This window comes from Chitinophaga sp., assembly GCF_039596155.1.
Classification (GTDB): Bacteria; Bacteroidota; Bacteroidia; order Chitinophagales; family Chitinophagaceae; genus Chitinophaga.
In genome coordinates, this window is the sequence record NZ_JBCNKF010000021.1 from 80,627 (window position 1) to 103,646 (window position 23,020).

Annotated in this window: 14 protein-coding genes; 2 read left to right on the plus strand and 12 right to left on the minus strand. The window is 45.9% G+C overall.

All coding sequences use genetic code 11. The features are described 5' to 3' along the window. On the minus strand, nucleotides 1–2,550 hold the full coding sequence (locus tag ABDW33_RS20060; RefSeq protein WP_343691878.1) for a glycosyl hydrolase 115 family protein: 2,550 nt from the start codon (nucleotides 2,548–2,550) through the stop codon (nucleotides 1–3). Between the two features lie 218 nt (nucleotides 2,551–2,768). Between ABDW33_RS20060 and ABDW33_RS20065 the strand changes: the two genes are divergently transcribed. Further along, nucleotides 2,769–3,896 (plus strand): tetratricopeptide repeat protein, encoded by a 1,128-nt coding sequence (locus ABDW33_RS20065; protein WP_343691879.1) that lies wholly within the window; start codon nucleotides 2,769–2,771, stop codon nucleotides 3,894–3,896. Nucleotides 3,897–4,000: 104 nt separating this feature from the next. On the opposite strand, the gene ABDW33_RS20070 is transcribed toward ABDW33_RS20065, so the two are convergent. From ABDW33_RS20070 to ABDW33_RS20110, 9 genes are all read right to left on the minus strand, one after another. After that, nucleotides 4,001–5,449, minus strand: a complete 1,449-nt coding sequence (locus ABDW33_RS20070) for a TlpA disulfide reductase family protein (protein ID WP_343691880.1) — start codon at nucleotides 5,447–5,449, stop codon at nucleotides 4,001–4,003. 26 nt (nucleotides 5,450–5,475) lie between these two features. Next, on the minus strand, nucleotides 5,476–6,828 hold the full coding sequence (locus ABDW33_RS20075) for a RagB/SusD family nutrient uptake outer membrane protein (protein WP_343691881.1): 1,353 nt from the start codon (nucleotides 6,826–6,828) through the stop codon (nucleotides 5,476–5,478). A gap of 15 nt (nucleotides 6,829–6,843) precedes the next feature. Beyond that, nucleotides 6,844–10,152, minus strand: coding sequence for a SusC/RagA family TonB-linked outer membrane protein (locus tag ABDW33_RS20080; protein ID WP_343691882.1), 3,309 nt, complete (start codon nucleotides 10,150–10,152; stop codon nucleotides 6,844–6,846). Between the two features lie 215 nt (nucleotides 10,153–10,367). Further along, a complete protein-coding gene (locus tag ABDW33_RS20085; RefSeq protein ID WP_343691883.1) occupies nucleotides 10,368–11,318 on the minus strand; it encodes a FecR domain-containing protein in 951 nt (316 codons plus the stop codon). Between the two features lie 231 nt (nucleotides 11,319–11,549). Continuing rightward, nucleotides 11,550–12,098 carry an RNA polymerase sigma-70 factor gene (locus tag ABDW33_RS20090; protein ID WP_343691884.1) on the minus strand — a complete coding sequence of 183 codons (549 nt, stop codon included), beginning with the start codon at nucleotides 12,096–12,098 and terminating at the stop codon, nucleotides 11,550–11,552. 229 nt (nucleotides 12,099–12,327) lie between these two features. Continuing rightward, on the minus strand, nucleotides 12,328–12,897 hold the full coding sequence (locus ABDW33_RS20095) for a lipocalin family protein (RefSeq protein WP_343691885.1): 570 nt from the start codon (nucleotides 12,895–12,897) through the stop codon (nucleotides 12,328–12,330). Nucleotides 12,898–13,089: 192 nt separating this feature from the next. Further along, nucleotides 13,090–14,616, minus strand: a complete 1,527-nt coding sequence (locus ABDW33_RS20100) for a RagB/SusD family nutrient uptake outer membrane protein (RefSeq protein WP_343691886.1) — start codon at nucleotides 14,614–14,616, stop codon at nucleotides 13,090–13,092. Between the two features lie 23 nt (nucleotides 14,617–14,639). Then, nucleotides 14,640–17,714: a TonB-dependent receptor gene (locus tag ABDW33_RS20105; RefSeq protein WP_343691887.1), complete on the minus strand. Its 3,075-nt coding sequence runs from the start codon at nucleotides 17,712–17,714 to the stop codon at nucleotides 14,640–14,642. Between the two features lie 497 nt (nucleotides 17,715–18,211). After that, on the minus strand, nucleotides 18,212–18,835 hold the full coding sequence (locus tag ABDW33_RS20110; RefSeq protein ID WP_343691888.1) for a response regulator transcription factor: 624 nt from the start codon (nucleotides 18,833–18,835) through the stop codon (nucleotides 18,212–18,214). Nucleotides 18,836–19,676: 841 nt separating this feature from the next. Between ABDW33_RS20110 and ABDW33_RS20115 the strand changes: the two genes are divergently transcribed. Beyond that, entirely contained in the window at nucleotides 19,677–20,090 is a 414-nt protein-coding gene (locus ABDW33_RS20115; protein WP_343691889.1) for an EamA family transporter, read from the plus strand. 561 nt (nucleotides 20,091–20,651) lie between these two features. Here the strand turns inward: ABDW33_RS20115 and ABDW33_RS20120 are convergent. Together ABDW33_RS20120 and ABDW33_RS20125 are read right to left on the minus strand one after the other, a co-directional pair. Continuing rightward, nucleotides 20,652–21,917 (minus strand): HAMP domain-containing sensor histidine kinase, encoded by a 1,266-nt coding sequence (locus tag ABDW33_RS20120; protein ID WP_343691890.1) that lies wholly within the window; start codon nucleotides 21,915–21,917, stop codon nucleotides 20,652–20,654. Continuing rightward, complete coding sequence (locus tag ABDW33_RS20125) at nucleotides 21,914–22,591, minus strand: response regulator transcription factor (RefSeq protein ID WP_343691891.1); 678 nt, start codon at nucleotides 22,589–22,591, stop codon at nucleotides 21,914–21,916. Before ABDW33_RS20125 ends, ABDW33_RS20120 begins: the two co-directional genes overlap by 4 nt. Between the last annotated feature and the right edge of the window lie 429 nt (nucleotides 22,592–23,020).

Sequence of the window (23,020 nt, forward strand, 5' to 3'; positions counted from 1 at the left end):
TTATTTCGCCACTGTAGTGTTTTCAAGTTCAATACTTTGCAATACAATTCCCGGCGACCGCTGGGAATAGACCAATCGATGCAGTCCGGGTTTGAATACAGGTGACATCTTTATCTGAATAATATTATTCGCTACCCATTTCTCCCACGCCTTTTTATTATCATCATTCGCATTAATCGGGATCTGCACTTCATGCTCCCCATCAATAGCTACTGCGATTGTCAACCCTTTCCCATGCGTGAAATTCAGGGTAGGAGAGAAGTTCAGATAAATATTTGTGTTCCCCGTTGCCTGGAATTCATACGTCAATTCGTTTGTCAACGCAGACTGGCCAGCGTTGTCCGTCTCGTCAGTCCTATTAGTCCCTGCATCGCTATGAGCGTTCCCATCCTCAACAACTGCAAAGCTGGTCACCCCATCTCCAAACTTCCCGATCCCCTTGATCACGCTCCAGTCACCCCGTTTCGCCACATATCCTGTAGCAGGAATCGTTTTGTAGATATCAGGAAATACAGGTGGCGTATATGGGCCCGCCAAATCAGGCATTTTATTAGTTTCAGGTTGCTGCCAACCAGTATATCCTATATGTGTCTGGTCCATCATATGATTCCACTTACCATTTGCGATGTGATGATAAGCGATTGTCAGTAATGAATCCTGCAGATAATACTTCCTGGCACTATCTGCCCACGTTTTATTTTGAACACGATCGCTTTTATACAATGCAACCGCATAATATAACCTGTGTAGATTGTACATTGCCTCTACAGGGTATTGCACCAATTGGTAATACGCATCGGAAGACTTGTGAGCGCATACTTTTTCAGCCAACGCCGCCCATTCAGCTACAATCTCCTTATACTGCTTTAATGAATAACTATACTCATCCAGTAACTCCGGCTTACGCCTTGCTGCCATCTCGCTGTATTGCCTCAAATAGTCGCCTATCAGCTCTTCCCCAAAGTTTTCCCTGGCAAACGCTGTATACCCATTCCTCATCGTATCTCCTCCCGACCAGGCATAGTCCATGAAAAATGAGATTGGTAATTCCATTGGCTTCAGGTCCCCCACATTTACAATCCACACTTTATCTGCCCCATATATCTTTGCCAGATGCAGCTGTTCCCACACGCGCGCCAGGTTATTTGTATTCACCCATTTATAATTCCTCGGATCACCGACATAATCAAAATGATAATAAATTCCATATCCACCTTTTCGTTTCCCTGTTGTTGAGCCATTCGTGTTGGGGCCCAGCCCGTCTCTCTGTACTGCACTTACGTCGTCCGCTGTACTGACCTTCTTTCCCTTACTCACTTTCTTCCCCGCTCTTACATTCGTCACCGTACCCGCCATCTTCACCATACCCACGTTTTTCACTGCCCCCACGTTTTTCACTGCCCCCACATTCTTCACCATACCGTGCTCCGGCAATCTCCTTATATTCCCCCAATTATCATCACACAATAACAAGGTCACATCATCCGGCACGCGCATTCCCTTATCATAATAGTCCTGCACCTCCTTATACAACGCCCACATCTGCGGGGTCTCCTCCGCCGGCCGGCCGGTCACTTCGCTGATTATCTTCCGCTGGTCCTTCACGATCCGCTCCAGCAACTCCGTCGCTGTTTCATTGCTCATGGGCATGTCGCCATCTCCCCGCATTCCCACTGTGACTATGCTCTCATGCTTTCCCATATGCTCAATTCCCTTTCTCCAGAAATCCCGCAACACGCTATCATTCGTTACATAATCCCACGGACCTTTACCGTACCGCTTCCACTCCGCCTGTGCCCTCAGCATCGGCTCATGATGACTCGTCCCCATCACAATACCCCACTTATCCGCCAATACAGGATTCAATGTATCATCATCATTAAACGCATTTCCCCACATCGCCGGCCATAAATAATTCCCTCTTAACCGCAGCAACAATTCAAACACCTTCTCATATACCAGATGATTAAACCCGCCAAATTTCTCATGCGTCCACCTGGAGAATGCCGGTGCCTCATCATTGATAAAGATCCCTCTGTACTGCACCGATGGCGGCCCGAAATCATACCGTCCTTCCTGCACATATACCCGGTCCTTCGTCTTTACCGGTACATCCGCCCACCAATACCAGGGTGATACCCCCAATTGCCTTGACAATTCCAGCGCGCCATATGCCGCACCTCTCTTATCACTGCCCAGTATCACAATCCTTCCGGGAGAAGCCACTATGCGATACGCTTCCCATTTACCACTTAAATCAGTAGTATCCAGCTGTAATTGATGAACAAATGAAGATTTTACCGTGCCAATAACGATCAATGGCGAAGACGATATCGCTGTTTTAATGGCAGGTCGTTTACCAGTGACCGCAAATATATCATCCCTCAATAATTCTGCAGCCTTTCCGACGAGCCAGTCATCCTGCTGATCGATACAAATAATTCCCGGTAATGGAAAACTATGCTGTGATGCCTGTACGGTTATCATATGCTGCGCACGTACATAGGTTCCCGCGCACAACAGGATTAACAATGGTATTAGTTTTTTCATAACGATAACCAATATAATAAATATTCTGACGCTTCACGGAAATAGGAGAGATATTTTTCTTCAGGTAGGTGGTTTTGCTCACTATTGTAGGCCGTCTTTCCAAAAAGGGCAATATCGGTTTGGAATGAACTTATGATAGTCGCCCCCGGTTCGCATTAAAAGAACATTTCTTTATATAAAACTAATTACTTAGTTTTGAAACTAATTAATTAGTTAATATGCGTAAAACCCTTTTATTGCTATTGTTCCTGCCGGCCGGTTCACTTTGGGCACAACAGGCGGACTCCGTGATGGAATACCTGCAGGAACAGGATTATCCACGTGCCATTGCTTACCAGCAGGCCCACTCAGACACGAATAATATTAAACAGCAGTCATTACTGGCATATACTTTTTACCAGTCAGGAAATAATAACGAGGCCATTAAAACTTATCAGCGGGTATTGACGCTGGATAGTAACAATGTGTCCGCGCATCAGTATATTGCAAATATCTGCCTGGCGAAGCATGCGGACATCCTCGCTATTCCTCACCTTCGCCGTATTGCCGCTTTACGGCCTCAAAATTCAATTGTTATCCGTCAACTGGGCTTCGCCCTTTTGGACAATGATCAGACTGAAGAAGGCCGCGCTTTATTGTTACAGGCTTATACAATGAATCCCGATGATCCGAAAACCGTTAACCGGCTTGCTGATGAACGCATCGGGCAGGAAATGTATATCGCTGCGGATTCCATTCTCAATGCCTGCCTGCAAAAAGATTCGACCCGGTTTTACCTGATCGGTACTGCCATCAGGGCTAAATATTTTCTTAAGAATTATAAGGACTGCCTTGCCCTTGGCAAATACCTGATGGCGCATGCAGTCGTCCTGCCGGGTGCCATGAGCTATGTGACCGCTGCCAGTTTAGCGCTGAAGGAATACCAGTACTGTATTGACATCAACACCTACCTGGAAAATCATAACAGTCCTTCTGAGCAGATCATGTATTACGCAGCGCTGGCGCAAACGAAATTGAAACACTATGAGGAAAGTAACCAGTTGTTGAATGCCTGTATAGATCTGGCGCGGTCTAAAAATCTGCCGGACTACTATGCTGCCATGGCTGCCAATGATGAAGAATTGAAAATGTATAAAACAGCTATTGCCAATATGGATACCGCTTACTACCTGGGCCGGGCGCCCATGCACTTATACAGTATCGGAAGAATGTATGATGTGAATATGAAGAATGCAGTAGTGGCGAAGCGATATTATAAGCGATACTTACAGGAAGGGGATAGTACTGACAAACAGGAAGCGATGATTTACAAATATCTGAAAGAGACTTACTTCACAACTAAGTAAAAGAGAAAGAGCCTGTATCAGGTGATACAGGCTCTTCTTATGCAACTACCTGATGGATACAGGTACCGTTTTTAATGAAATATTCCGGGCAGATACGGTTGTTATTATCCCCTGATCAGTGAAATCATCGCGGAGATCTCTTCCAGCGCTGCATCTTCACCACCTGAGAACCCGGAGAACTTAAACCGGATATTCCCTTCTTTGTCTATCACAAATTTTGCAGGAATACTGCTGACCTTATAAGCTGTCGCAGCTTTGTGTTCATTCAGGTCCATCAGCACTTCAAACGGGTAGCTATGATCAGCAATAAACTTTTTAGTATCTGCTACTGCCTTGTCATCCCTTTCCCAGGTATGAATAAACAGGAACTGTACATCGTTGTCTTTTTGATAGCGCTCTACGGCCTGTTTCATGACAGGGAAGGATCTCTTACAAGGTCCGCACCAGGTAGCCCAGAAGTCCAGCACTACGATTTTACCTTTCAGTTCACTTAGTGATACATTCTTTCCGTTCAGGTCAGTTAAGGTGAAGTCAGGCGCCGGTGTATTGATCATCTGTTTGGTCAGGTCCTTTTTGATCTTCGCCACCAGCTGCCGGTTCAATTCCGCCATATATGCATCGTAGCCTTCATTGCCCTTTACTTTTGTATACAACGTTTTCAGCTCTGCCTTCATACTTTCGTTTCCCTGGCCAGCTCTCACTGCTTCATCGATCTTTTCAAAAGCTTCTTTATCGCGGCCCAGGGCGATCAGTGCTTTGGAATAGATGCCCATTACCTCACCATTTACCTCATCACTCTCTTTGTATGCTTTATAGGCATTTTCTGCATATTTCAGCGATTCTTCATAGTTCTTGTCGTCATACAGTATCCTGGCCAATAGCGCATTATAGGAACGGTATCCGAGTGCTGCAAATTGCGCCCCTTGTTCCTTTGCCCTGGTTGTTCTGAATGAGTTAGCAGTATCTATTGCCTTTCTCATGAGCATTTCCGCTTCTTTGAAGTGGCCTTTGTTGGCCAGTACCCTGGCCACACCAACGGATCCTTCTGCTTTCCAGGCGGGGGTCTCTATCATATTCGCAAACTTTACAGCTTTGGCTACGCTATCGACATCAGCATATGCCGTTCCTATGGCATTCCTGACGTAATCGTACGTAATCCTGTTGTCCTGGCCAAATTTAGCAGGAGGGAAGCGTTTGATCAGCTCGTGATACATAGCTTCTTTCTTTACAGGATCCTTCTGATCGTAAATGAGTCGTGCATAATCTTCCCGTACTAAGAGACCTGCAGGAAACTTTTTCTTTTCGGCCTTTGTAATAGAATCTACGACATCCTTTTTATTCAGGCGGTAAAAAGTATTCGCAGCCAGCTGCCAGTCAGTTTCCTTGTTGCTTTGCAGATGTTTATATAACTCAGCTTTTAAGTAAGCCTGGTCTTTTTCATCTTTTGAAGCAGCCAGCTTGTCATAAGCTTTGTAAAGGCTATCCATACGCTGTGCCTTCACCGAGGCACAACTGATAGCAGCGATAACGCACAATGTTGTAATCTTTCTCATTTGAATACTTTTTAGCAAATAGATCTTTAGTAACCCGGGTTCTGGGTCAGTTTTTGGTTAGTCAGGATTTCTCCTGCAGGAACCGGCATCAGCGTATCTCTTGGTACCCAGGTTGATTTTGCCTGGCTGAGTACTGCATTTGCCTGCCCGGTACGTACAAGGTCGAACCAGCGATGTCCAAACTCGCCAAACAGTTCAATTCTGCGCTCCTGTGCAATGGCCGTGAGCAGATCGTCCTTAGTGGCAGCAGTGGTATTCCCCAGACCTGCACGGTTACGGATGGCATTCAGATCGGCTTGTGCTGCTCCTGTATTATTCAGTTGTGCATTGGCCTCTGCACGAATCAGGTATTGTTCTGCAAGACGCAATACGACATTGTACTCGTCGCCTGCAGTGGCAGAGCCCAGTTTGTATTTATTTACACGGCGATAAGTAGTACCTCCGGTCACAAGACTGTCGGTCCACGATGTTTTCCTGTTATCTCCTGTCTCAAACTGGTTCATGAAAGAGTTGTACAGGTAGTAGTTAGGAATCGTAGTTGCGGAAGATGCCCTATAACCAAAGCTGCTTAAACCATAGTAGGTAGCAAACTGTAAAATAGTTTCTGTGCTGGAATTCTTAAACGTTGTGGCAAGGTCAGAAAGTGTATAAGTGACATCTGTCGCGCCGATCACTTTGGTCGCATAAGTTACCGCATCTGCATAATCTTTCTGGTACAGATATACCCTTGCCAGCATGGCTTCCACGGCATGTTTGTTCACTCTTGCATGGAAGTTGCCGGTATAGGTGCCTGGCAGCAACGCTTCCGCGGCTTTCAGGTCACTGATCACCTGGGCATATACTTCAGCTTTTGTAGCTCTTGGCAGGTTCGCATTGTTTAATGCGGTCGGATCGAGTGACAATGGTACACCGCCAAAGAAATTTGCCAGGTAAAAGAAATGAAAGGCCCGCATAAAGTAGCTCTCACCCAGTAGCTGGTTCTTTACAGAAGACGTCAGGGTTGTCGATTTGGAGAGTCCGTCGATCATGGTATTGGCCTGGGCCACGACATAAAACGGATAATACCACTGGTAATTACGAACGTTGTTATTGGTCGTTGTAACATTCCCGTTCTGGAACTCTGCCATGAGGGGGGTGGAGCTATAATAGCGGTATTGTATATTATCTGCCAGCAGTTCTGCCGTCCAGGTGTAATACTGCAGGCAGTTGGTGGTAATATAGTAGGAATACATGGCGACTACAGCGCTGGTAGCTGTCCCGTCAGCTGCAAACACGTCAGACGAAGCCAATGAATTTGGTGCGTTGTCTATTGTTACAAACTTCTTGCAAGATGTGGCGGTAAGCCCCAATGCGAGTAATATATATGATAGTTTCTTCATTATCTCTCTGCTTTTTTATAATGATAAATTCACACCTACAGTCATCGTACGCAGCTGTGGTACGGCAATATACTGACCAGTACCCAGGCCTGCACCTGTACCAGGTTGAGTGGTTTCCGGGTCCAGTGTATACTTTTGCTTTGTCCATGTGTAGAGGTTCTGACCTCTTGCATAGATAGATGCATTGGCGATTTTCACCTTGCTTAACAAGGCTCTGGGCAGATTGTAAGTCAGGCTCAAAGTTTTGAACTTGATGAAAGATGCATCCCCCCAGTTTGCATCAGAGTTAGCATAGTAGTAATAGTTGCCTGAATAGATCTTGCTCGCCCCCGGGATATTGCTTCCATCTCCCGCACCGTGCCAGCGGTTCAGAACAGCAGTGCTCTGATTCGTCATATCATATCCAAACGGATAGAAATAATTGTTCAGCGTGCTGTTCAGATAGCCGTACCTGTGATTGAACTGGAAGGTGAAATCCAGTGTAAACCCTTTGTAAGTAACTGAGTTGGTCAGACCACCGTAGTATGGTGTGCCTATTTTAGCTACGCTTCTATCACTGAAATCGACAGCACCACTCTTATTGAGGTCTGCCAGTATCGGTGCACCGGTGGTAGGATCTACACCTGTGAAATGAAACAGGTTAGGTGCATCGATCGATTTACCTACAGTATAAGTAGTGGCATAGGATGAATTCTGAATATTGTCAAACGCCAGCAGTTTGTTTTGATTGATGGTCAGGTTCAGGGTCGTGGTCCACGAAAAGTTTTTGGTAGCAATATTGGTTGTATTCACTTCGAACTCCCAACCTTTGTTCTGAATGGTAGCAGGCAGGTTACCGGCATAGGAATTGACACCGATCTGCATTGGAGTCGTAATATACGCCAGCATGTTCGAGGTCCTGTTCTGGTAGTAGTCTGTTTTCAGCATAATGCGGTCTTTCAGGAAGCCCAGTTCCAGTGCGATATCCAGCTTTTTTGTCGTTTCCCATTTCAGGTTAGGATTGGCTAAGCCATTCGCCACCAGTCCGGAAATGCCCATGTAAGAATAAGTAGTACTGAGCGTATTGTAGATAGGCGAATACATATAGTTCGCGATCTGGTCGTTACCTGTTATACCGTAGCTGGCGCGTAGTTTACCGAAGCTGACCGGCTTAATATCCGCCATGAAATCTTCCTGTGAGAAGATCCATGCAGCACCCAATGCACCGAATGAACCAAACTGGTTGTTAATACCGAAGCGGGAGGAACCATCTCTTCTGAAGGTACCATCCAGGTAGTATTTCTCCTTGTAGTTGAAATTGAAGCGGCCAAATCCGGCAGCATATTTATACAGGGAGTAGTTACTGCCATATACGATCACCGTGCTGGCTGCGCTGATGGCGTGCAGGAGCGCTTCGCTGCTGTAGCCGGTCCCTCTCAGTGTAGTACTGGTGGCTTTGGTCTGCTGGAAGGTTGTACCTCCAATTACCTGCAAGTGTGCATCTCCGAAAGATCTATTGTACTCAAGGAATGGCTCAGCGATCCAGTTTTCGTTCTTGCTTTTCGAATCCTGCAACTGGTTATCTGAGGTTGCTGTAGAATTCACAGAGCGGTTAGGCTGGATACCCTGCTGCTCAAGGTTGGTCTGCGAGAAACCGAGGTTGGCTTTGATTGCCAGGTCCTTCATGATATTGTAGCGCAGGTTCAGGTCAGTGATCATGTTGTAAGTCTGACCGGTATATTTCTGCAAAAGCAGGGCCGCAGGGTTTCTACCTACACCCAGGTCCCAGTTGAACGTACCATCCGTGTTATAAGGATTGAAGTTCGGCGGCAGGCTGTACACGGCAGAGAGATCTGTTCTGGGCATATCGCTCTTCATGTAGGTATAATTGGCGGAAAGAGTGATATTGAACCGGTTGTCCTTGCTGCTATGGCTTGCATTCATCCTGTTGGAGAAAGTGATGGTATTGTTTTCACCCGGAAATACGGTTCCTTCTTTACGGTAAGAAGTAGAGTAGAGGAATGTATTCTGAGAGTTACCGCCTGACACAGAAGCCATGGCATTGGTTGTTTTGGCTTTTCCACCGATGGCCCATTTCTGCCAGTCAGTATAGGCTGTCTGATCCCATTTGGTCAGGTCGAAATCTGTCGCACCAGGGGTAGTACCTGCATTGGTAAAGGCATCTTTACGCATGGCCAGGTATTCCTGCGTGTTCATCATAGGAATGTAGCGGCTTACTTCACCATATCCATGGCTTACGTTTGCACTTACTTTGGTATTACCATGGCTCCCTTTTTTGGTGGTGATGAGGACAACGCCGTTAGCACCTTTGGAACCATAGATGGCGGTAGCATCTGCATCTTTCAGTACATCAATACGCTCAATGTCTTCGGGAGCGATCATACTGAAAGGGCTGAGACTACCACTGGCACCGGAGATACCATAGGCGTTCAGCGCATCTGTAGCCGGTGTACTACCATTGAACAGCGTGAAGGGAACTCCGTCTATTACATACAATGGGAGATAACCACTCATGATGCTGGCATTACCGCGGATACGTACGCGAACGCCGCCGCCAGGTAAACCATTGTCCTGTGTGATCTCCATACCGGCTATGTGACCCTGCAGGGCAGTGAGCGGGTTAGAAACCGTTTGCACGCCGATTTCACTTGCTTTTATAGAACTTACCGCACCGGTATTATTTCTTTTGGTAGTGGAGCTGTAACCCAGCACCTGTACCTCGCTCAGACTGCTGAAGCTGCGTTGCATGGTGACAGGGAAAGAGGTCTGACCTTTCAGGGCCACTTCCTGGGTGGTAAAACCTACGATACTGAATATCAGTACGCTATTAGGATCTTCTACTTCGATAGAGAAATGACCATTTTGATCAGCAGCCACATATTTTTTACCATTTTTTACATGGATGGTAGCACCTGGAATCGGGTCGCCTGTTTCATCTTTAACGATGCCATGTATCATGATGCCATTGGATGGCGCTGATGTATCCCTGGCGGTTACGATTATTTTCTTTTCCTGGAGTATCACTTTACTACCCTTGTCGATATAGACCAGGTTGGTACCATTCAGGATCAGGTCCAGTACCTGCGCAACGGAGCGGGTACCCCCACTGATCGTTACCTTTTTGTCTTTATTCAATAGGTTAGAGGAGTAGAAAATGCTGAAGCCGGACTGCTCCTGCAATTTCTCGAGGGAAGTCTTCAGGTTCACATCATGAACCTCAAAATTGACCATTGTTTCTTTGATGCTTTGTCCGGATGCATTGGCAGCTGCTAGCAGATGTAAACACATGACTAATGACAGGCATACACACACAGTGACTCTCATGATAAACAAAAAAATTGGTTGCGTTTTTTCTTTTGGCAGCGGGTGCACGATTCCCCCTTGCAAAAGCTGAACTTTTGGCATAAATTTGAAGACGTTTAAATGATCAATAAGTTTTTACGTAAACTCCTCATTGCTTCCTACGGCCGGAGGAGTTTTTTTTGTGTGTTTGCGTTCTAATTAATTCTGGTTGGTTTTTGACATTTTTAAATTTGATTTTAGTTGATCTGATTAAAACAAGCTGTACCGTCGAGTTCTACAATGCGTCCGTTCATTGAATAAGTAGTCCCCATTGTTTGTGAGAGGATATCCAATACCTCGTTGAGTGATTCTGTCCCTGAGAACCGGCCCGTGATAGGGCAATGTTGTAGTGCCGGATTTTTGAATACGATGCTTACATCATACCTTCTTTCCAGTCTTTGTGCCAGCTGCTCGTAAGGCATATCCTGAAATTGCATATCTGATTTTGCCCAGTCGATCACAGTGGCCTGAATAATTTTTACCTGCTGAATGTTGTTGGTGTGCTGATTATAAACTACCTGCTGGTTGGGGGTCAGGATCGTTTTTTGCTGATTGGCATCGGTGACCTGGACTTTTCCAGAGAGTACTGATACAGATACACTGTCTGATTGATATGTTTTGATATTGAGAGAAGTCCCTAATATGGTGGTGGAAATCTGACCGGTATGAATAATGAATGGTTGGTCCGGATGAGTGGTGACGTCAAAATACGCTTCGCCTTCCAATGTCACTTCACGATTGTTGCCTTTATACTGGTAGTCCATCTTGCTCCCCGGATGCAGTACCACTTTACTACTGTCTGGCAGGTAAATGAAGCGGTTCTCGCTGGCGGCGGCAGGAATATTGGCGACGAAATTCTGGTTTTCCGGCGTTGTGGTCCAGTTCATATATATAACAGCACCTAGCATACATGCTGCAGCCAGCGAGGCAAATACTGCCACAGAAGGGCGTTTTTTGCGCTGAATGCGACCCTGAAGGTAGGAGAGCATTTCTTGTCCGGCAACGGCTTCCTGCTCATCCGTCATTGGAAACGGATCTTCTTCCCCGGTAAAATCCCTGTACCAGTTATTTAGCTCCTCCTGTTCGGCAGGTGTAGCTGTACGATCAATATATTTCTGAATAAGGCGGTCCAGGTGATTGCTGTCCATGCTATTTTAAGGCGTTATAATAGTATGTACCGTAACACTACCCTTTACCCTTAGTCGGAGGAAAAATTTTTTTTCAGGGACGGGGATGTATGTGAATGGACGATTCCCCCCTGTCTGGGCGGAAAACATTTCATGATAATGATAACCTGATGCCTGTAAAAATATAAAAACACCCTGTTTGAAGGGAGAAGACCGGTTTCGGTGAACTCAAAACGGAAAGGCATTCTTTATTTAGAAGAAGAACAGCATATTGATATGCCGCAAATTGAGGCGAATGGTACGCAGGGCTTTGGTGAGGTGGGCTTCTGCGGTCTTTTCAGAAATATTCATAACGGCAGCGATCTGTTGGGCATTTTTCCCTTCCAGCCTGCTTAGTTTATATACCTGCCTGCATTTTTCCGGCAGTTTTTCTACAATTCCATTGATATAGTCGTCCAGCAGCCTGGCATAGATCTTCTCTTCGTCCGCACTATCGGAGGAACGGAAGATGCTGTGGAGGATATTTTTTCTCCGTTGTTGCTGGTGGTAATGTTTAAATACGGAAAACTTGATAGCGGTTGCCAGGTAGCTGGAGAGCTGTTTGATTTCCTGGGTGGCCCGTCTGTCCCAGAGATTGATCAGGACTTCCTGCACGATTTCCTTGGCCGAAGATTCGTCATGGGTGTGCTTCCACGCTATGGACAACAACTGCTGCCAGTAGCGGTGATAAATTTCAGTAAAAGCAGCTTCATCTCCTGTTGTGAGGGAGGTAAGTAGCTCATTGTCACTAAAATCCTGCATAGCCATGAGTTGAAAATAGTAAAATTATTTGCAAAAATAAAATAATCTACTAGAATGGTAGAGTATTAGTGGGGGATAATATAGAGATAGTGAAGATAGTATGCGACTATGATATTAAAACATCATCAGAAGGGTATCAATAGGTCACTAAAAGGTCACCTCAATATCCCAGAGATATCGAGGTGACCTTTTAGTGACCTTATAGTAAGGTTATAATGATAGGATAATGCTATATCTCCAGTGGAACTTCACTATGCTCAGTCCATATCAGTTCATCGGTTTCAAAGCCGATATTCCGGGCAATCTCCAGGTAGTTTTCTTTAATATGATCCGGAATAGTCGTTTCCCGGGACAGTATCCACATATAATTGAGGTTATCACCTGCCACCAGTGCGTAGCGATACTCATCATCCAGCGCGATTACATTATACCCGGCGTAGAACGGCCCGAAAAAGGAGACTTTCAGTCTGCCCACATCTGAACTACCCACGAATCTGGCTTTACCCACACTTTCTTTCCATTGCTGGCTTTGGTAGTTATATCCTTTGTTATCTACCCGGATAGTGCCGTTATCGTTGAAGCTGTAGGTAGCGGTCACATTATTCATGTTTTTTTCAAACTTGTAGTCCAGCCGGGCTATTTCGTACCATTTACCCAGGTAGCGTTCTACATCAAAAGGACTGACAGCTTTGGCGCCGCGGGGGATTGATACACTGGTGACTGATTTATACAGGATCAGGCCGGCAGCAACACCAGCTCCTGCCAGGAGTGCGATGGGAAGTTTCTGAGGTTTTGACATAAATTTTTGAATTGACTGATGAGGGTAAATCAAAATTGGTGCCTGCTGCCGGATGTGGGGAATAGGGTTATTACAACTGAAACCTTCATGAAGCGGCCATTCGATAAAGCCCTTGAAAATAACCTGAAAGAAAGGGGCCTGTATCTTTCTATGGATACAGGCCCCTTTTTATAATTACAATATTTTCAAAAATTACCAGTTACTGTTTTGTTTCATCTGTGGATTAGAATTCACCTCATCCTGCGGGATGGGGAAGAAATCATGCTTAGGTGTCACAAAGTACAATTTACCCACCTTATCACTATTCGTTATCTCCTCTTTCAGCAATCCCCAGCGTTGTAAATCATAAAAGCGCTGGCCTTCTCTTGCAAACTCCAGGAAGCGCTGGTGCCTGATCTCCTTCATCATCGCAGTCTGGTCCAGGCCTGCGGTCAGGGCCGGCAGACCTGCACGGTTCCTGATGGCTGTGACATAAGTATACGCATCCTGCGGCCTGCCCTGCATCGTTACACTCTCTGCCAGCAATAACAATACATCTGCATAGCGGAGGGCTTTTTCATTGATATCGGACTGGTAGTCGGACGCACCACTACTGCCGGTCAACTCATTTGCCTGCGTATAGTTCTGGTATTTCTTATAATACGACTTAAATCCGAATGGCAGGGTATATGCAGAAAATGGTTTTTGATAGAAAGTAGCTCCCGGGTAGTTCCAGAACAGTGTCGCATACATTCTCGGATCGAAGTCTCCACTGGTTGTTTTCTCATTCTGAAACTCATTGAAGAGTTTATCTGTAGGTGCTACTTCAAACCATCCACTGGCTTCTGCCGGGGCAAATTCCTGTGCGGTAGTGACACCCAGGCTTTCGTTGGCATTTTCACCTGCCCATGGATTAGTACCGCCTACGTCTGCCAGCTGAATTTCAAATAGTGACTCTACATTGTTATCGTGGGCAGCTACGAAGTTGTCGCCATAGTTGGTCATCAGCTGGTATGTATACGGAGCGGCTGTGAGTTGTTTTAATGTCGCCTCTGCGTTGGCCCAGTCTTTTGTGTATACGTACGATTTACCGAGAAAGCCTAATGCTGCGCCTTTGGTAGCGCGGCCTGTATTGCTGGCGTCATAACTCAGTGGCAGACCTGCCGCCGCTTCGGTGAAGTCTTTGATGACCTGTGCCCATACTTCCGTGGCGGGAGATTTGGGTACAAAATATTCTGCGGTAGATGCAGGAATGGTGGTACGTAGAGGTACGTCGCCAAAGTTGATCACCAGAATGTATTCATTCAGTCCTCTCAGGAATTTGGCTTCTGCCATGTAGGCACTCTTTGCCGCATCGCTCAGCCCACTGACCTTATCGATATTGGCCATGATCTGGTTGGCCCTGAAAATGGCACGGTACGCGATGTTCCATACATTGGTAGAAGCTGAATTATCAGGCGTATTAGTGAAGGTAGACAACTGGTAGAGGTAACTTACGTCATTGCGGATGAAGAAGTCATCGCCCCTGCCATTGGAAAGTTCGATACCTCTTACTCCCCAGAAGCCGCCGTCGACATTTTTGAAAAGCGCATAAGTAGCGGCCAGCGCACTTTTTACATCGTCTTCATTTCTCCAGTAAGTTTCAGAGGTGATCTGATTGGGATTTGTCAGTTCCAGTGAGCTCTTCGAGCAGCTGGCCAGCAGCACGCCTGCAAGAAGAATATATTGTAGCTTTTTCATAATGGTGTCGTTGTTTAGATGAATTAGAAGGATAACTGGATGCCGGCAGACAGTACGCGGGCCAGTGGATATGCCACGTGGCCATAGTCTACGCCCCTGTCAAGGATGGTACCGGTACGGCCAAGGTCTGGGTTGAAACCACTATATTTTGTGACGGTAAACAAATTGTCTGCACTGATATACGCCCTCAGGGAATTTGTGTGCAGGGTAGCATTCACACTTTCAGGTAAAGTATACCCCAGTTGCAGGGTCTTCATCCTGAAGTAGGACCCGCTCTCCAGGAAACGGGAGGATGTCTGTGAGTTCAGGTTAGGATCGTCGATCACTGCTCTTGGCATATTGGTATGATGCTCCGGCGTCCATGCCTGCAGTGTGGTTTTAGCATAGTTGTATTCCAGGTTCATGCCTTCCATATCCTGTCTTACACCATTGTAGATCTTGTTGCCGGACACACCCTGCATGTATACATTCAGGTCGAAATGATAAGCGGACAGATTGAATCCGATACCATATTCAAACTTAGGGAATGGGCTACCCATGTGCACCCGGTCGGCGCTGCTGATGATACCATCGCCATTGGCATCCAGAAACCTGATATCACCGGGTCTGGCATATGGTTGTATCAGGTTGCCATTTTTGTCTTTGTAGGCATTGATTTCGTCTTGTGACTGGAAGATACCTTCTGCCTTGATGAGATAGAAACCAGTGACCTCGCCACCTGCTTCCGTCAGGGTAGAAGAAGCGCCGTGGTGGGTAGGCTGACCACCAAAGATCTGTTGTGTACCTGTCCCCAGTTCGATCACCTTGTTCCGCACAGCAGAGAGGGTACCATATACATTGTAGTTTAATACGCCGATATGGTTGGTGTAGTTCATGCCGAGTTCAAATCCTTTGTTCTGGATGGTACCGGCGTTGACTACCGGGGAAGTGGAAGAGCCGGCAGACCCGGGGATCGGTACATTCAGCAATACATCGGTAGTTTTCTTGTAGAAGTAATCAAAGCTGGCATTCAGGGCTCCTTTCAGGAAACTGATATCCACGCCGACGTTTGTAGTGGCGGTATTTTCCCATTTGATGTTGGGAGAGGAGTAGGCCGTCTGGATGGCGCCAAACCATTTCTGTTGTGCATCGCCGATCACGTAGTTGATGTTGGATGCAATAGCAGCACTATACTGGTAATCGCCTATTTCCTGGTTACCGAGTATACCATAGCTGGCTCTCAGTTTCAGGGAAGAGATTGTTTTCGGATCTACGTTCCAGAAGTGTTCATTGTTGATGTTCCAGCCCACAGCTACAGAAGGGAAGTTACCGTAGCGGTTGGACGATGCAAAGCGGGAAGAGCCATCACGGCGGAAGCTGGCGGTGAGCAGGTAGCGGTTATCGTATGCATAGATCACCCGTCCTAACGTAGAGAGGAGTACGCTTTCGATACTGTTGCCGCCCACGGTAGCGGTACCTGAAGCTGCATCCAGTTCCTTGATACCGTCGGGGAGGTTGGTCTTAGCCATCCGGTTGTAGTTGTACCGGGTCTTTTGGTAGCTATAACCTACCAGTGCCTGGATGGAATGTTTACCATAATCCTTGTTGAAGTTCAGGGTATTTTCCAGCAGAACCAGTTGATTTCTTTCCTGAACACGGCTCATGTCGTTGGTCGGCTGAATGAAGAGGTTGCCTACTTCATGGCGGCGTGTATAGTCGTCAGTAGTACCGAAGGAGGTGGTATAGCCGAGGTTGAACCGGTACTTCAGGTAAGGACGAAGGGCTACTTCCGCATAGGCGTTTGCCAGGAAGGAAGTAAGTTCGTAGCTGACATCTTCGAGGTGCAGCAGGGCAACGGGGTTCGGAATATTCACCACGGAGCCGGAAGCGCCGCTATAACCACCAATGGCGCTGGAGTCGTAAATTTTGTACACTGGGATCATCTTCATAGCGGAGCCGACGGCGTTACCACCCTGTCCGCCCCAGCCGGTGCTCATCTGGTTCCATTTTTCGCGGGTAGCGAGGAAGGTCTGTCCAAATTTGATGATGCCTTTGGTGGATTCTGTTTTTGCACGAACGCCGTATCGTTTATAGCCGGTCATGTCTACTATACCTCTCTGGTCAGTGTATTCGCCGGATACGCTATAGCGGGAGTAGTCGGAGCCACCGGATACGCTGAGGTAGTATTGCTGAATGGGGGCTGTTCTGTAAATCGCATCCTGCCAGTCGGTACCCGCGCCCAATGCAGCGGGGTTGGCGGCGATATCGAGTCTTGGAAGGCCGGCACCGCCATTACCTGCGTCATGTGCCGCATTGCTCACGGTCGCCCATTCCTGTGCATTGAGCACTTCATATTTTTTGGCCAGTTTCTGGGCACCGAGGTTGGTTCTGAAATTGAAGACAGGTTTGCCGGCTTTACCATTTCTGGTGGTAACCAGTACGACCCCGTTTGCGGCTCTGGAGCCATAGATGGCAGCGGCCGAGGCATCTTTGAGCACATCCATGCTTTCGATGTCACCGGGGGCGATGTTATTGATATTTGCCACCTGTACGCCGTCTACCAGGTAGAGCGGGTTGGCATTGTTCAGGGTACCGACACCTCTGATGAGGATACGTACGCCTGCGCCGGGATCGCCACCGGCAGATTCCACGGTCACGCCGGGGAGTTTGCCCTGCAGGGAGCGACCGATGTTGCTGACACCTTCTGTTTTGAGGTCAGCGCCTTTGAGGGAGGCGATGGCGCCGGTAAGGTCTTTCTTTTTCACTGTTCCGTATCCGATCACTACGACTTCGTTGAGGCCGGATACTTTGGGTTTGAGCGTGACGTTGATGGTGGCATTGTCGCCAACGGGCAGTTCTGACTGTTCGTATTCCATGGAGGTGATGAGCAGGGTGCTGCCTGCGGGGGCGTCGATGGAATACCGGCCTTTTTCGTCCGTGTAGGTACCTTTTTGAGTGCCTTTGATCATGACGGCTGCTTTGAATACCGGGTTATTTGTTTCAGCGTCGGTGACCTGGCCGGTGATCTTTTTCTGGGCGACGGCCAGAAAAGGGAAGAGCAGCAGCAGTAGTAAAATAGGAGTTTTGCGCCGGGTCAGGCGCAGCTGGCTGTTTGTCATAAGGGAATTCAATTTAATTGATGAATTGGTTACAGTTGAATATCGTCCATCTGCCCGATGGCGAGTCTGGGCATAGTTTGTTATTGTGCGTTATAACATGGAATAATAGATGTACAAATGACACTTCTACAATGTAGAGATAATTTTTTAAAAACAAAAACCTACATTTTTAGGTGGGGAGGGGATGGGTGTTTTATGTGGGAGGTGTTGGTAAGGGGGATTAGGTGGTAGTTTGTATAATGGTAGCATGGGCTGTGGAGGTTTTGCAAGGGGAGGTGTTGGTAAGGGGGATTGGGGGGTAGTTCGTATAATGGTAGCATGGGCTGTGGAGGTTTTACGTGGGGAGGTATGGAGTAAAGTAAAAAGTTAGTTCGTGTGATGGTCTTATGCGCTGCTTAGATCTTACTAAGTTTGAAATATAGGTAATAAACCAATGGTAGAACATCCTCAGGATATCCTACCATCGGTTTTATTAGGTTTGAAAAATATGTAATTATCTAATGATAAAACATCCTGAAGAGTTCTGCTTTGGTTTTAATACCAAGTTTGAAAAATATATTTTTCATGTGGTATTGAATAGTATTTAGACTTAAGTTCAGGTTTGCTGCGATGGTTTTATAGGGTAATCCTTCCAGTACAAGGTCTGTGATTTCCCTTTCTTTTTTTGTCAGGTTATTTGATTGCACTGGTTTTTCAGGTTTGTTACGGTAGAGCATGTACCTGAAGAGCTGTTGACTCACTACGGGTTGATCATATTCCAGCATATGCACCAGTTTGCGGGTGATGTTGTGGAACATGTCTGTTTTGAGCAGGTAGCCGTCTGCGCCTTTTTCAAAGGCTTTTTGAATCACCTGTGGATCTTCGTCAGGTGTCATTACTACGAGCAGCATAGCTGGCTGTAATGCCTTCAGCAATTGGATGTCTTCCACCCGTTGTTGGGAGGTGGCGGACATACCTAATAATAGTAAGTGTGGTTGCAGCTGCATAAAACTTTGGGCAGCTGCGGTAGTTGCGGTGTGTAAACATACGGAAAGGTCTGTATGACGTGAAATGTTTAGGACAAGTTCATGGCGGTAATTCGTATCTTCTTCGATTACGCCTACTTTGAATCTTGGGGACATTGACTGTTGCATTATTAGCTTGAATTGAGGGTTTTCTTATTTAGGGGATGCTCTGTGCGCAAATATCAGAATTTATCCAGAATTGACCTATACTTTTATTTTATGGATGGTACCCGTGTACGTTATCTTATGTTTGGAGGCATTGTTATTGCTGTGGTCTGTAGTGTGGGGATGTGGTAGATGCATGTAGGAGGTATTGGGGGGCATTATGAATGCCATCGGTTGCGGTATGGGCGTGTTTTGTTTGGCGTGATAGCCGGGTGTTATCGGTTCTTATGAATGCCATCGTTTGCAGTATAGGGTATGGGTATGTTTGGTTCATGTAGCAGGTAGCCGGGTGCATCATGAATGCTAGCTATCTGTTGTGATATAGGTGCGTGTTGTTTGATGTGATAGCCGGGTGTTATCGGTTCTTATGAATGCTATCGGTTGAGATATGGGGTATGGGTATGTTTGATTCATGCAGCAGGTAGTTGGGTTCATCATGAATGCTATCTATCGGTTGTGATATAGGTGCGTGTTGTTTGATGTGATAGCGGGTGTTATCGGTTCTTATGAATGCTATCGGTTGAGATATGGGGTATGGGTATGTTTGATTCATGCAGCAGGTAGTTGGGTGCATCATGAATGCTATCTATCGGTTGTGATATAGGTGCGTGTTGTTTGATGTGATAGCGGGTGTTATCGGTTCTTATGAATGCTATCGGTTGAGATATGGATATGTGTTGTCTGACCAGGTCATAGGTGTTATTGGTTCTTATCGATCCCATCGTTTGCAGTATGGGAATGTATCATTGGGCCCATAGATGGCTGTTCCAGAATATTGAAAATTTCAAAGGCTATGTGGAGATACTATGCACTGCTGTCGGCGCTTTTTGCAGGACTGACAGCCGTTCTTGCCAAGTTTGGCTTACAGGGCATCAGCAGTAATGTGGCGACAGCTATACGTACCGTGGTAATACTGTTTATTGCGTGGGGGATTGTTTTTGCTGGTGGGGAGGTGAAGGATCTGCAGGCATTGACAAGGAAACACCTGTTGTTTTTGACCTTGAGTGGATTGGCCACGGGGCTTTCCTGGATCTTTTATTTTAAGGCACTTTCTACCGGCCCGGTTTCCAAGGTGGCACCGATTGATAAATTAAGTGTGGCTATTGCTATTGTTCTCTCTGCTATATTTCTAAAAGAAAGTCTGGATTATAAAACCATTGTAGGTGCGGTATTGATTATGGCGGGTACTTTCGTATTGATTCGTTAGTAGTAGGATTTATTGGCAGGATCTCGTTTTGTGATTTGGGATAGGTTTTATCAAAATAGTTGTGGTTATATGTTGGTTGTGCCTGTAGCTATCTGTGAGACTGGTTTAATTCTTTGGGGCCGGGTTATCAAGATAATTGTGGTTATATGTGGGTTGTACCTGTAGCTATCTGTGAGACTAGTTTAATTCTTTGGGGCCGGGTTATCAAGATAATTGTGGTTATATGTGGGTTGTGCCTGTAGCTATCTGTTAGACTAGTTTAATTCTTTGGGGTCGGTTTATCGAAATAATTGTGGTTATATGTGGGTTGTGCCTGTTGCTATCTGTTAGACTAGTTTAATTCTTTGGGGTCAGGTTATCGAAATAATTGTGGTTATCTGTGGGTTGTGCCTGTAGCTATCTGTTAGACTAGTTTAATTCTTTGGGGTCAGGTTATCAAGATAATAGTGGTTACATTGAGTTGTACCTATAGCTATCTGTGAGACTAGTTTAATTCTTTGGGGTCGGTTTATCGAAATAATTGTGGTTATCTGTGGGTTGTGCCTGTAGCTATCTGTGAGACTAGTTTAATTCTTTAGGATCGGTTTCAGCAAAGGTAATCGTGAATACATGCAGCTCATCCCTGTACTCATATTCCACTTTAAACCCCGATGCATTACAGATCTGGTGAATCACCGCCAATCCCAGCCCATTGCTGGTGCTACTGTTAGAAGGATTGTAGAAACGCTGGAACAGGTGTTTCCGGTTCAATGGAGCTTTATGCCCTGTATTTGAAATAGAAAGTCCCTGCTGGCTCAGTGTAATATAAATATTCCCATTCTCATAGTTGTGCCTGGTTGCATTGCTGAACAGGTTGTTCAGCAACAGCTCTATCAATTCCTTATTGGTATGCAGCTGTACAGGTTGGACGTCCAGCGAAATATGCAGCGCTTTATCCTGCCAGATCTCATTGAACTGTGCTGCTTTTTGTTGTACGATATGCGTCAGGTCGACGGGCGATTTACAGGCAAATTGTTCGTTTTCTATTTTGGTCAGCAGTAGCAGGGACTGGTTCATGCGTGCCAGTCTGTCGAGCGCCTCAGAGGCACTTTGCAGGGAGCCGAACTGGTATTCTGTAAGATTGTCGCCCTGCATCATCATTTCCAGCTTGGAACGGATAATTGCCAGTGGCGTTTGTAATTCATGGGAGGCATTTTCAGTAAACTCCTTCAGCCGCTCATAATCCTGGATGGCTTTGGCGGTGGTGCGTTCCAGGATGCTGTTCATGAAAGTAAATTCATCAATAGTGCTGGCGGGCAATAGAAGTGGTTCACGATTATTGACCTTGAATTGTTGTAAAGAATTCAGGGAGGCGTAAAATGGTTGCCAGAGTTTCCGGAGAATAGTACTGTTAATGACTACGGTCAACAGCAGCACCAGTAATATAGTGGAGAAAGTAATGCCAAATACAGTTTTGGTAATATGTTCTGTCGCTTCCAGTGATTTCCGTACATCTACATTATACCAGTCATTGCCTACTTGTATTGCAAATGACAGTTGCCGGTAGCTTTCGTCATGTTTTACTTTGACTGTTTTAAACTTTTCCTTCTTATAAGGAGTGTTTGTTTTTTCTATTTCCGTTTCCTGGTCTTTTACTTCAACGGGCGTGAAAAGTGTACCATGGATGGCTACATAATTGGTAATTTCCCGTTGTTCAATCCTAAGGTCTTCATCCATCTGCTGCCGGAGAGTAAAATGGAGCGCAAAGAAAAACGCAATACCAGATAGTAAGAAGATGACAATGGTGGAAAGCAGGTTGATGCGGTTGTAACGGGTCAGTAGTTTCATGAGAGGGATAATTTATAACCCATGCCATATACCGACTTAATGTAGTCAGGACAACCAGACTGCAGGAGTTTTTTACGCAGGTTCTTAATGTGGCTATAGAGAAAATCATAACTGCCGGAAAGGTCCATTTCATCTCCACAGATGTGTTCTGCAATAGCACTTTTGCTGATCACCTTATTTTTGTTGCTGATAAAATATAATAAGAGATCGTATTCTTTTCGTGTAAGGTCTATGACCTGCTGATTGACAATCGCTGTTTTTTCGCCCAGGTTCAGTTGTAGTTCTTCAAATACAATTACATTGCTGCCATTAAAAGACTTACGGCGAATGATGGCCGCAACGCGGGCAGATAATTCGGGAAGATAAAAGGGCTTGGACAGGTAATCGTCGGCGCCGGCTTTGAGACCATATACCTTATCATCCAGGGAATTCCGGGCAGATATGATCAGTACGCCGTCGTTTTTATTGTTTCTCTTTAACTCTTTTAATAACTCGAGCCCGCTACCCCCCGGTAGATTAATGTCGAGGATAATGCACATGTAATCATACAGGGATATTTTTTCCATGGCAGTATCAAAATTGTCTGCTACCTCACATAGAAAGTTTTCATCTGCCAGGTATTGACACATGCTGTCTGATAGGTTCTTCTCGTCTTCGATAATCAATACTTTCATATGATATGATTGCTGCTTCAGCGAAAGTATCGGATAAAACTGTAGAAATTCTGTAGAGAGCGGCGTTTATGCAGGGTCGTACCTGCTGTTTGTAGTTGTCTTATTGAGTGCGATGGCGGTAGCTTTTTGTCGTCAAACGATCAGATATAGAAGGACTTGATAACAGGGAGGAGCATTTGACGTATTATAGCTACCGGAGGGTAGCGCATACCGATTGCGCTACCCATACCGATAATTAACTTATCCAATATTCCAGGTGTATTTTGTGCCAAAACCAGCAGAGTTGTCTGTCAGTGTCAGGGTTGTAGAAGTAAGCAACTACAGTGTATCCTGTTAATGCCTGATCATTGGAAATTGTTACACGTTTATCCCCCAATTATATACCGGTTGCGCTACCCATACCGATAATTAGCTTATCCAATATTCCAG

Coding starts and splice junctions, on each gene's coding strand:
- ABDW33_RS20060 (WP_343691878.1), bottom strand. CDS start 2,550: ATGAAAAAACTAATACCATTGTTAATCCTGTTGTGCGCGGGAACCTAT.
- ABDW33_RS20065 (WP_343691879.1), top strand. CDS start 2,769: ATGCGTAAAACCCTTTTATTGCTATTGTTCCTGCCGGCCGGTTCACTT.
- ABDW33_RS20070 (WP_343691880.1), bottom strand. CDS start 5,449: ATGAGAAAGATTACAACATTGTGCGTTATCGCTGCTATCAGTTGTGCC.
- ABDW33_RS20075 (WP_343691881.1), bottom strand. CDS start 6,828: ATGAAGAAACTATCATATATATTACTCGCATTGGGGCTTACCGCCACA.
- ABDW33_RS20080 (WP_343691882.1), bottom strand. CDS start 10,152: ATGAGAGTCACTGTGTGTGTATGCCTGTCATTAGTCATGTGTTTACAT.
- ABDW33_RS20085 (WP_343691883.1), bottom strand. CDS start 11,318: ATGGACAGCAATCACCTGGACCGCCTTATTCAGAAATATATTGATCGT.
- ABDW33_RS20090 (WP_343691884.1), bottom strand. CDS start 12,098: ATGCAGGATTTTAGTGACAATGAGCTACTTACCTCCCTCACAACAGGA.
- ABDW33_RS20095 (WP_343691885.1), bottom strand. CDS start 12,897: ATGTCAAAACCTCAGAAACTTCCCATCGCACTCCTGGCAGGAGCTGGT.
- ABDW33_RS20100 (WP_343691886.1), bottom strand. CDS start 14,616: ATGAAAAAGCTACAATATATTCTTCTTGCAGGCGTGCTGCTGGCCAGC.
- ABDW33_RS20105 (WP_343691887.1), bottom strand. CDS start 17,714: ATGACAAACAGCCAGCTGCGCCTGACCCGGCGCAAAACTCCTATTTTA.
- ABDW33_RS20110 (WP_343691888.1), bottom strand. CDS start 18,835: ATGTCCCCAAGATTCAAAGTAGGCGTAATCGAAGAAGATACGAATTAC.
- ABDW33_RS20115 (WP_343691889.1), top strand. CDS start 19,677: ATGTGGAGATACTATGCACTGCTGTCGGCGCTTTTTGCAGGACTGACA.
- ABDW33_RS20120 (WP_343691890.1), bottom strand. CDS start 21,917: ATGAAACTACTGACCCGTTACAACCGCATCAACCTGCTTTCCACCATT.
- ABDW33_RS20125 (WP_343691891.1), bottom strand. CDS start 22,591: ATGAAAGTATTGATTATCGAAGACGAGAAGAACCTATCAGACAGCATG.